A 10,853-nucleotide genomic window follows, 5' to 3' on the forward strand; every position below is an offset into this window, starting at 1 on the left:
GTCTGGCAATTTGTAAGCCGTCGCAATGCAGTTGAACACGCCCCTCACCCTCGCCCTCTCCCCATCCGATGGGGAGAGGGCGAAACTGCGGTGACGTTGCTGCAAATCACCGAACGGTGCGTGTCGTCCCTACGCGCGAAAACCTTCCCTCTCCCCGTCCGACGGGGAGAGGGCGAGGGTGAGGGGTTCGTCGGTCTGCATCGTTCCGGCCAAGCTGTGCGACACGCTCGTGTTGCGCGCACAACCCTCCTATGGGCCTTACTAATTTGGCGCATCCAGCGCACAGAGCTCGACCCAATAGTCTATGAGATTCTGGCCGGCCTGGCCGGTCTTTTGGGATTTGAGGAGGACGTTGAGATCTTTGAGTTGCGCGTTCGCCTTGGCGCGCGCGGGATGTCCCGCTGGCACTGTGGCATGGTTGTTGAGGCGGTCGATGGCGACTTGATAGTTCCGGTACGCAGCCAACTGGGCCTGGATCAAATAAACCTGCACGGGATGATCCCTCTCCACCTGTTCGCGGGCGCGTTCGATGTTGGCCACGGCGCCGTTATCACCGATAAGCAGCGCGATAACATCGAACAAGGACCCGTTTGCGAGGATCTTCGCGTAGGCCTGATCGGTCTTGATCAAACCCGGCAGCGCAGTAATCACTGCGCGATCACGGGGATAAATCTGATCGCCTCCGCTCTTCGTCGCCAGTTCCGCGGTGGCGATGGCCTTGTCAAACTGAGCGAGCCGCCACTGGCTGAGTGCCCTCAGAGTTTGTGCTGTGCCCCACAATCCCTCGTTGCGAAGTTGATCCTGGTCTTTGCTGTTCTCGAGTTTGTCGAGACTGAGCAACGCGCTCGCGTAGCCGCTCCGCACTGCGCCAAGGCTGGCCACGGCATCGGAAGCCTTGGCGTCGAAACGCAACGCGTTCTCGGCAGCGGCGGCTTGGTTGAATGCGTCCTGGGCCTCGCGCAGCCGGTTAACGCTGGCGCAACCGACGGCCAGTACCACGAGCAGCGCGATGGATGTGCCGGTCATTGTCCGAGCAATGGCGCGGTGCCGTTGGAAACTGCGAGTTGTCTTCATAGTCATTCGTGCGCTTCGGTTTGGTTCACGGAGCGGCCAGCACCGTCTGAAGCTTGGCCTCAAGCACCGGCAAATCCAGCGCGCCTCCCGCAGCGAGCAGATCAATCTGCTGTTTGATGAATGCCGCGAAGGCGGTCACTTTTTCTGCGGACAGCTTGGCTTTTGCAAGCTGATTGAGGCTGAGATTCACGATGGTGACAATTGTCTCTTTCCGCACCACCTGCCACGCCGCACTGGCCTGGAGTTGGCCGTCAAAAATTGTTTTGAAAATTGCGTCCAGAGCGGCGGTCACGAGCGGCTGGGCGCTGTTCGGAAGTTTTTCGAGGAATTCTTTCCGCAAACCGACTTTCATTACCACGGCCCGCAATACTTCGACGGCGGTGGCGGAACTCAGCCTGGCATCGGCGCGAATGCGCAAAACGCCGAGAGCGGCGTCGAGCGCCAGCTTGAGATTGTCGTTGACCTGTCCTGCCTGGTCGAGCAACCAGGTCGGATTCGCCGCCAGTTCGTCGAGCACGGCTCCAGCAACGGACAGAACGTCAGCGCTGCTGAATTGAAATTTCCATTTTTCATTCGCAGCCGGCGGGCGTGACAGAATCCGCAAGGTGGTGCTGGCCGCGGTGAGCAGGAGGTGTTTCTGCGGATTGTTTTCGAGGTCCGGCCAGAGCAAGGCCAGGTTCTCGCCGGTCTTTTCCAGAATCAGCCGCGTGAGTTCCGGCAACAGATCAGGCGTGAGCAGCGTGTCGAATTGACTGAGTTCGGTGGCAATGGCGGAGAGCAGTTTTTGCAGGCCGGCATTCTTGGATTTGACCAGGATTTCGGGATGTTCACCAACGACCGCGAGCGCGGTCTTGGTGATTTTCTCAAGACCCTGACGGCTGAGGAGGCGATCCAATTTCACGCCAGAATCATCCAGCACCAGACCCAGGACCGATTCACCGACTCGGCTGACGAGCGCAGCCTGGCCTTCTTGCTCGATGCCCAGGTAACGCTTGGGATTGGAAAGCACCAGGCCGCCCGCACTGGAGAGTACGCTGCGGAAAACCAGTTCCGCCCAGTCGCGCACGCGCTCGGCCTTGACGAGGTCCGTGCCACCGAGCTGGTCGAGACGCCGGGCCACATCCGTGCTCACCGATTTCGTCGTGACCTTCACAAGTTCCTGCACCTTGGCGTCGGCAGAAAGCAATTCGCTGTTTTCAGAAATCGTTTCCAATGCGGCCACAAACAATCGGCCCGGCAACTCGCCCAACTTTTCCTCGCTGAACTTGATCTCATGCAGTGCGTCGAGAAAACCGCCGATGGCCTTGCCCTGGCGGGAACTCTTGTCGAGCGCGCCGGGAACGTTGCCGAAGTAATCAACTCCAATCTCCACCAACGTGCCGGCAATGCGCTGGAGCGTCGAGGGATTCGGGTTGTCGCCGCGTTGCCATTGGCGGATCGTGATGAGCGCGTTCAGGTCGCGCGCATTGAGCGTCGAACCATCCCCGCCCACGCCGAGTCCGTCGCGTTTCGCCCGGTCGAGATTTTCGAATTCGATGTGATAAGTGCAGACTTCCGCTTCTTCCTCCGCGGTAAGAGTTTTGCCAGCCGTCTTTCGCTTTTGCAGCAAGGCGGCGAGTTTTGGTCGGTCGGCCAGGTACGCCTGCCCCTTGACATCGAAATAGTTGGCGGCTGAGACGATGTTGATCTCGCTGAAGAAATTTGGCAGCGGCAATACCAACTCGCGGTTCTTGGTCGAGTCCACGTAAGCCTGACGCATCTGCTGGCCCAATTTAATGGAACTGCGGATGGCAAACAAAACGAGGGCGGCAGCATCACTGATCATAAGGTGTCCCTTTCGTGCACTGTGGCTTGAGCGATTGCACAATTTCGCGGTGTGTGCTTAAGCCAATCTGAGATTGGAGCGGGTGAAGGGAATCGAACCCTCGTCTCAGCCTTGGGAAGGCCATATTCTACCATTGAACCACACCCGCTGTCTTCGCTGTCTTTCTAGCAAACCGGCGATGGGGACGCAACTATGCAGTTTGACCTTCGCATGGCTTGACGCTTCCACCCTCTCGGCGTAACAGTTGAACAAAGCGTCGCTCGTAAACATCGAATCCAGAAACCATGAATACAAAAATCAATCGCCGCGATTTTATCAAAGCCGGCAGTGTCACGGTTGCACTGGCCGCCCTCTGCCCGAATTGGTTGGGCGCCGCACCCGCCAAGCGCGACATCAAAAAAGCCATCATGTACGGCACCATTGGCTTCAAAGGTTCGGTCATGGAAAAATTTAAGGCCATCAAGGAAGCAGGTTTTGCCGGCGTCGAGCCGATGAGCCACATGAATCAGGACGAAGTCGTCAAGGCGCTCGAAGAAACGGGACTCAAGGCCGCGAGCGTTTGCTGCAACACGCATTGGGGCAAACCGCTTTCCGACCCCAACCCCGTCGTCCGCGAGGAAGGGTTGGCCGGATTGAAACAGTCCTTGCACGACGCCAAACGCTACGGTGCCACGTCGGTGCTGCTCGTGCCGGGCGTGGTGAAGGACGGCGTGAGCTACGAGGATTGCTGGATGCGGTCGATCGCGGAGATTCGCAAGGCGATTCCCGTGGCCGAAGAAACCGGCGTCAAGGTCGCCATCGAAAATGTCTGGAATAATTTCATCACCAAACCGGACCAGGCCGCCGCCTACCTCAACGAGATCAACAGCGCACACGTCGGCTGGCATTTCGACATCGGCAACGTCATCAAATACAGCCCGCCGGAGACATGGATACCGGTCATCGGCAAGCGCATCCTCAAACTGCACGTGAAGGAATTCAGCAAGACCAAAGGTTTCGGCGTTAAATTTTTCGAGGGCGACAACAACTGGCCCGCAATCATGAAGGCGCTGGATGACGTGGGCTATAAAGGCTGGGGCATCTCCGAACAACCGGGTGATCAGACGAAGGATAGCGAGAGCTTGAAAGAGTTTTCTGAGCGGATGGATAAGGCCCTTGCCAGTTGAATTGACATGGCAATAGCCAGGTGAGCTGCGAGTCGATCCGCGCGGCCAAATCCCCATTCAATTGTTTTGAGCACCCAATCGAATCCAGCCGTTCGCGCTTCGACCCCATCGCCACTTGTAACCAGGGCGATCACGGTTTATTTTGTCGGCAAGTCGCGAACACAAGATGCAACAGTTTCTGATCATTTGCAGTTCCGTTTGGTTGGTGGTTGCGTCCCCGTTACACGCCCAGACAAAGCTCGAACTCCCTACCATCACCCCCGGCTCCGAACACGTGCAGTTGGTCACCAACGGCGATTTCCAGGCTCGGGGGATGGTTCTCCTCGGTAGTCACCCGACTCCCGATGGCTGGTTGCGAGTGGGCGACATGTTCGCCGATCCCGGGATGAACATGGACGCGGCGGACAATGGTGTCGTTGCCAGCGGCTACGTCAGCAACAGCTCGCCGGTGGGGCTGTATCAACGCTCGGTAAATCTGGCAGCGAACACTGAGTACGTACTCAGCGGTTACCTTTGGAACATGGGCGACGCGGCGAACCACGTCACCGCGGTCTTCGACCTGAATGACGCTCCCCAGGAAGCGCAGATCACGTTGAGCTACGGCGATCCGAATGCCGACCTCGGTTACTTCGTGTGCGATTATTTCAATACCGCCGACACCGGCACCGCGCTGACCGTCCGGGCTTTTTATGACGGCTTCACCGGCACTGGCACCTCGCCCTCCTACTTTCCGTTGGCGGCTCAGTGGGACAACGTCGCAATCACGAAAGCCTCGGATTTCGTCCTGCCCCAGACGAACAGCATCGTCGCTTTGCAGCCCGCACAGACCGGCAACACGGTCTCGCTTTCCTGGCCGCTGACGGGAGTGGATTTGATTCCGCAGGCCGCGACGAATCTGACTCCGCCAACGCTCTGGAAGACCGTCACCAACACGGTCGTGATCAGCAACAATCTGAACAGCGTCACGTTGACGAACCCAAGCGGACAGAAGTTTTTCCGCATGGTGGACGCGGTTGATCCGACGACTCTGAACCGCAAACTGTTGATGGGTTATCAAGGCTGGTTTGTTTGTCCGGGAGATGGTTCGCCGGTCAACGCGTGGATTCACTGGTTTCGGAGTCAAACTCCGACAGCCACGAATGCGACGGTCGATTTTTGGCCGGACACTTCGGAACTGGACGCCGACGAACTGTTCGCGACCAGCATGACGTTGACCAATGGCAGCCCCGCAAAACTCTATTCTGCGTTCACCCAAAAGACGGTCGTCCGCCATTTTAAATGGATGCGTGATAACCATCTTGACGGCGTTTTTCTCCAACGGTTTTCCTCGGAATTGTCCGACCCAAACTTCTTCGCCTTACGAAATCAAGTGGCGGCCAATGTCCGCGTCGGAGCGGAGACTTACGGCCGCATCTTCGCCGTGATGTATGACATTTCCGGCCAGCCAGCGTCCTCTCTGGTCAGCCGGTTGACGAACGACTGGGCGTATCTCGTCAACACGATGAAGATCACCAGCAGTCCGCGTTACGCACGGCACAACGGCAAACCGGTGCTCGCCGTCTGGGGTTTTGGTTTCACTGATCGCCCCGGCACACCGCAAGACGCGCAAACGGTGATCAACTATTTCAAGTCCGCTGGCGTGACCTTAATGGGCGGCGTGCCGACGTATTGGCGCACGTTGACCGCCGATTCGCAGACCGACCCGGCATGGGCGACGGTCTATCGTTCGTTCGACATCATCAGCCCTTGGGCCGTCGGACGTTATGGAACAACCAACGAAGCCGACAATTTCAAGCAGAACCTCATCGTTCCCGATCTGGCGGATGCGAACTCACACGGTCTGGGTTACATGCCGGTGATCTTTCCCGGTTTCTCGTGGGTCAACTTGATGCAAGGCATGAACGGCTCCAAGTTGAATCAAATCCCGCGCATCGGTGGCCGGTTTTACTGGCGGCAGGCCTACAACGCCGTCTCCGCCGGTTGCACGATGATTTTCGGAGCGATGTTTGATGAAGTGGATGAAGGCACGGCGATGTACAAGCTTGCGCCGACACCGAATGAACTTCCGGTGCAAGGAACGTGGGTGCCGCTGAACATCGACGGTGAGGCGCTGCCGAGCGATTGGTATCTCCGTCTCGCAGACAAGGCGACGCGGATGTTGCGCGGCGACATTCCGCTGCAATCGTCCATGCCGATTACTCCTTAGCCAATACCGGGCAGAAGTTGGAACATTGATAGGGCGCGTGCGAGAAAATGTGTATTGAGGTTCGACATGTCCACGGTTAGTTTCGTGCGTGATGGAAAACAAAGGCGTAATGAGAGTTGTGGGACGACGCCAGCCTTACTCCGGCGGCCTGCAGGGGGCGCAAGGGTTTTTTGAAATGGTTATCAAGTTGCGTGGAGACCAGCCCTTCCTGCCCAAGGGGGTCTATCGCTTCAAAACTTACGATGAGGAGCGTGAATGGACGCTGAAAATGCTCACCCGACCGAGAGCCGTCCACCCACAGTAATCGACCTGCTCACCGTGTGCCGCAGCCTCAACGAGCAAGGCGCGACCTACATGGTGGTCGGAGGATTTGCGGTCAACCAGCATGGTTTCTCCCGCACGACGATGGATATTGATGTTCTCATTGATGACTCACCGGAGAACCAGGTCAAAGCCAAGCGCGCTCTCGAAATTCTTCCCGACAAAGCCGTTCTTGAACTCGGCGACGATGACCTGCGCAACTGGGTCGTCGTGCGCGTGTGTGACGAAGTGGTGGTGGACTTGATGACAAAGGCGTGCGGTGTCAGTTACAACGAGGGAGCATCGGAGATCGAAATCCACACGATTGACGGTGTGCCCATTCCGTTTGCCTCCGCGAAGCTGCTGTTGCGCACCAAGCAAACCTATCGCGAAAGGGACGCGGAAGACCGGGCCTTTCTGGAAGCCAAGATTGCGCGCGAAGGAAAGTGAATCTCTCCCGTCACTTCGACTATTGTGCTCCGGCGAATTATTAACCGCTGCGTCTGGTGATGCCGTGAATCGCAGCGCCGCCGCCGGCGAGCGTCAGGCATGCGCCGAGCAGCAACAGGGCGATGCTTTCGTTCGTCATTGAACCTTGATGTCGCCATTGCGCCAGCGCCGGCATGACAAAGCCCATCCCGACGAGGATCGCGATGACTCCGATGATGATCTTGAGTGTTCGTTTCATGTTTTTTTCAGTGCGTCTATTAACCGGCACCTTTTCTCACCTTCACTTTGCGTCGTCGAAAATATTCGCGAGCGTTTGCGGTTTGCGAGATACGCCCAGCAATGGCCGGAGTTCACCCACCGGTGAGGTAAACGAGGGGCTACGGCGACCCATGGATTCAAATTGCCACGACCACAGACTCCCATCGGCGGCGAGGCTCACAAGCTCGCCCATCATCGTTGCATTAACCGCGATCCAGTCCGAGTGCGTGCCAAGGCGGGCACAAGAAGCTGCGTCAGGATAGGTTATGGGGTCATCCGAAAAAGTCCACTTCCATAACGAGCCGTCGTTCTTGAGAGTTACCACTGATTCGCCGTCGCCAGCCAGCGCGATCCAATCTGTTTCCTTACCGAGTTGGAAATTTTGCTCTGCCATTGTCCACGTCGCTTTATTCGGCGATGGCTGCCATGCACCTGTAACGCGAAACGTCCCATCTTCGCGAACTCCTACCATGAAATTAGCTCCTCTGCGTGAATAAGCCGACACGTCACCACGTGACGAGAACAATTCGAAGTCAGCCACTCGGTAAAGCCATATTTCCTCATCAAGCTGGATTGCGTTTTTGACAGAACCAGCTCTCGAAGCAAAGCGCCAGGATTCCCCATTTGTTTTGCGGAAGTAAGTTTGGTCGCCATTGGAAAAAATCTCCGCCCAGTCTGAATCCGCCCCCAAGCGCTGAGGCTTAAAGGTGCGCAATCCCGGCCAGGGCTTTTTCCAACTTAACCGATTCGTTCCCAAGCGCCACAACGTGCCGTCCTCTTTCAAGAGGGTTGCGGATGTATCAGCTTCGCGCGCGGCACTCTTCCAGTTGTTGTCGGCGCCAAACCTCACCAACCCGGCTGGACTTGCTGTGTGCAATGCTGATTGTTCAAGCATGACCGGGTTTGTTGGCTGCTTGGAAACCCACAGGCTGCCATCTGATTTGACACCGACAGCCTCCCACCCATTGCAGATTGCAAAGCTTGACCAGTTCGTACCGTCGAAAAATCGGCCGCCAGGGAGTAGTGTGAAGCTCCTCCCCTCGCCAAGCAACAACGCGCCGAGACTTGGATCTTTGAACTCGAAACGGTCGGTCCAGATTCGCCCATCGGAAAGTCGTACCAGGAAGTCGCGACCACCGTTCCAAACCCCTTCGCATCGCAACGTCACACCTGGCGACGGCGTCAATCGCGCCACGCCGTGCGGTGGTTCAATGGGCGATACGAGTTCCCACACACGGTGGTAAGTCGCGCTCGCAAGTGTGACAACCGCCACAAGCGATGCGAGGAGGACGATCCCGTTTCGCCGCCACACTTTCCAGCCGACCAGCACTTGCTTGAAATTCCCATACATCAGCCACGCGAGCGCAACGGTGAGAGTCGGAATGCCGATCAAATAAGCGAGCCAGCCACGCCAGAGCAGTGCATCGACAATCGCTTCTGGATCGCTTCCGTTGATAACCAGAACCGAGGCGACAACGATGCCCAACGCCGTCGGCGCGAGCGCTTGCAGTGTGTTACGCGCAAGTGTCGAGGCAAAGAACGAAATCGTCGTAACTCCGATGACGATTGCGAGCTGCGGTAGTAAGGGCAGAAGAGAGTCGATGAAGCTCAATACCGCCCAGAGCAGATTTCCGTGGAGAACCTGTCCGTTGGAGGCGAGCGCGAAATTGCTGAATTTGGACTGAATGTCGGGAACGATCCGCCCGCCTTCGAACAGCAACGGAACGATAACACCAAAGCCGCATGAGAGCATCAATACGACCAGGAACTTGATGGCGAACTGTGTTCGTCGTCGTGACGAAAGACATAGCTGGGATTCAAAGGTTCCCAGCTTTCGCTCCTCGGCAACCGCTGCGCAGCCGATCAGCAACGGCATCACGACCCACAAAACCCAGAACTGGCCGGTGAGGAATTCCATCATCGGAGAATCCTTGAAACCGCCAGCCGCTTTTCTCGCCGCGACCATTCCCAAATGCAGGAAGGCGAGAATACCCGCGATCACAAATTGGGATTGGTGAAGTTGAATTTCCTTTTTCAGCAACGCCAGGCGCGGACCCCGGCTTTGCGTCGCTTTGGCGGCGACAAACATTCGCGGCAACTTCAGCCAGGCGGGCATGGCGATGTCGCCACCAGTCCACTGAACATCCTGCGCGCGCAGAAACATCCGTCTCGCCCAGAGAAATCCTGCGATGCTGTAAACCGTCAGGACAGCGGTTATCGCGTAGGTCGGATTTGCGCCGGCGAAAAACTTTTCTGTGAAATACCTCGTCGCCACCGTCAAGCCGGCCGGCACAAGCAGGGTAAACCAAAACGCCGCGGCCACCGTTCGGAACAGGAGCACGGTCCACAGCCCCCCTGAAAAAGCCGTGAGCAAGATCAGCCCGGTCGTCATCGCCAAATCCCCCAAGTCCGGTTTCGCGGCATTTAAGGCAGCGTGGCTTCGCCAGCCAAGGAAGGACAGCCACCAGACGCCAAGAACGAGCACAAGTGCGCCCGCCAGCGCCATCGTTTTCGTCCACCAGAGGCGCGAACGCGAAACGGGTTGCGCCAGCAGATTGGCGAACGTGCCCGAGGACATTTCCCGGCCGAACGAGTCCAGCGCCATAATCACAACCACCGCCGGGCAAAGCAGGAAGGGAAATACCGCTTCGAAAACCGAAAGCGGGCTGACCAAAGCTGAGTTGCTCGGTGCCAACCAGAGCGAGAGAGCCAGCAGCACGGCGATGCTGAAGCTCGGCAGCAATAGCTTGATTTCCTTTCGTACTAGCGCGTTCATGATTTCGATGGCACGAGGGTTTTGGCCGACACGAAAATTTCCTCCAGCGAAAGTGATTCCATCCGCAAGTCTTCCGGCTGATGGGCTTTCAACTTCGCGATCACTTCTTCGCTGCTGCCATTGGCCAGGATTTCCAGTTCGCGGCCGGTTTGTTTCACACTCACCGCGCTGGGCAGTTCGAACTTCGCAGGCGGTGTCGCGAAGCGCGCACGGATCTTCCTGAACCGATCGCGGGCACGGTCGGCTTCCATGGTCAGCAGTTCGCGGCCTTCCTCAATGATCGTAAATTCGTCAATCAATCCCTCAAACTCCGAGATGAGATGCGTGGAGACAAACACCGTGCGACATCCCGGATCGCCGGATTGATACGCGCCGATGACGGTTTCAATAAATTCGCGGCGCACGATGGGGTCGAGACCGGAGGTCGGTTCGTCGAGCAGGAGCAACTCGGGTTCGGGACAGATCGCGCCGATGAGGGCGAGCTGCGTCTTTTGACCTTTGGACAGTGTAATGGCTTTCTGGTCGGCATTCAGGCCAAAACGTCGGAGGAGGTCGGCTTCGGTATTGCGATTCCAATTCGCGCGGAATGATGCATGGTAATCCAGCGTGTCGCGCACGGTCATCCACGGATAAAACGCGACTGCGTCCGGCACATAGGCGAGCCGCGATTTGACTCCGACTTCATCCTTCTGTGGGTCGAGGCCGAACACGTGCACGCAGCCGCTGGTGGGGCGAAGCAGATTCAACAGGCATTTGATCGTGGTGGTCTTGCCCGCGCCGTTGCGCCCGAAGAAGCCG

The 10,853-nt window shown here is 57.4% G+C and carries 8 protein-coding genes and 1 tRNA gene; 3 read left to right on the forward strand and 6 right to left on the reverse strand.

Translation table 11 applies throughout. The annotated features are described in order from the left end of the window. Positions 1-261: 261 nt before the first annotated feature. From HY298_03825 to HY298_03835, 3 genes are all read right to left on the reverse strand, one after another. On the reverse strand, positions 262-1,074 hold the full coding sequence (locus tag HY298_03825) for a hypothetical protein (protein MBI3849411.1): 813 nt from the start codon (positions 1,072-1,074) through the stop codon (positions 262-264). Between the two features lie 25 nt (positions 1,075-1,099). Continuing rightward, complete coding sequence (locus HY298_03830; protein ID MBI3849412.1) at positions 1,100-2,899, reverse strand: hypothetical protein; 1,800 nt, start codon at positions 2,897-2,899, stop codon at positions 1,100-1,102. A gap of 74 nt (positions 2,900-2,973) precedes the next feature. Then, positions 2,974-3,047 (reverse strand) — tRNA-Gly (locus HY298_03835). A 136-nt stretch (positions 3,048-3,183) separates the two neighbouring features. Between HY298_03835 and HY298_03840 the strand changes: the two genes are divergently transcribed. The 3 genes from HY298_03840 to HY298_03850 all read left to right on the forward strand — a co-directional run bounded on the left by HY298_03840 (position 3,184) and on the right by HY298_03850 (position 7,021). After that, positions 3,184-4,065 carry a TIM barrel protein gene (locus HY298_03840; protein MBI3849413.1) on the forward strand — a complete coding sequence of 294 codons (882 nt, stop codon included), beginning with the start codon at positions 3,184-3,186 and terminating at the stop codon, positions 4,063-4,065. Positions 4,066-4,231: 166 nt separating this feature from the next. Next, positions 4,232-6,271, forward strand: a complete 2,040-nt coding sequence (locus HY298_03845) for a hypothetical protein (protein MBI3849414.1) — start codon at positions 4,232-4,234, stop codon at positions 6,269-6,271. 255 nt (positions 6,272-6,526) lie between these two features. Continuing rightward, a complete protein-coding gene (locus HY298_03850; protein ID MBI3849415.1) occupies positions 6,527-7,021 on the forward strand; it encodes a hypothetical protein in 495 nt (164 codons plus the stop codon). A gap of 40 nt (positions 7,022-7,061) precedes the next feature. Here the strand turns inward: HY298_03850 and HY298_03855 are convergent, their stop codons facing one another. The 3 genes from HY298_03855 to HY298_03865 all read right to left on the reverse strand — a co-directional run. Beyond that, positions 7,062-7,259: a hypothetical protein gene (locus tag HY298_03855; protein ID MBI3849416.1), complete on the reverse strand. Its 198-nt coding sequence runs from the start codon at positions 7,257-7,259 to the stop codon at positions 7,062-7,064. Between the two features lie 42 nt (positions 7,260-7,301). Beyond that, positions 7,302-10,055, reverse strand: coding sequence for an ABC transporter permease subunit (locus HY298_03860; protein MBI3849417.1), 2,754 nt, complete (start codon positions 10,053-10,055; stop codon positions 7,302-7,304). Then, positions 10,052-10,853: ABC transporter ATP-binding protein (locus HY298_03865; GenBank protein ID MBI3849418.1), on the reverse strand; the 802-nt coding region annotated here is incomplete at its 5' end. The genes HY298_03865 and HY298_03860, both read right to left, overlap by 4 nt.

The sequence above is a fragment of the Verrucomicrobiota bacterium genome, from assembly GCA_016200005.1.
Classification (GTDB): domain Bacteria; phylum Verrucomicrobiota; class Verrucomicrobiia; order Limisphaerales; family PALSA-1396; genus PALSA-1396.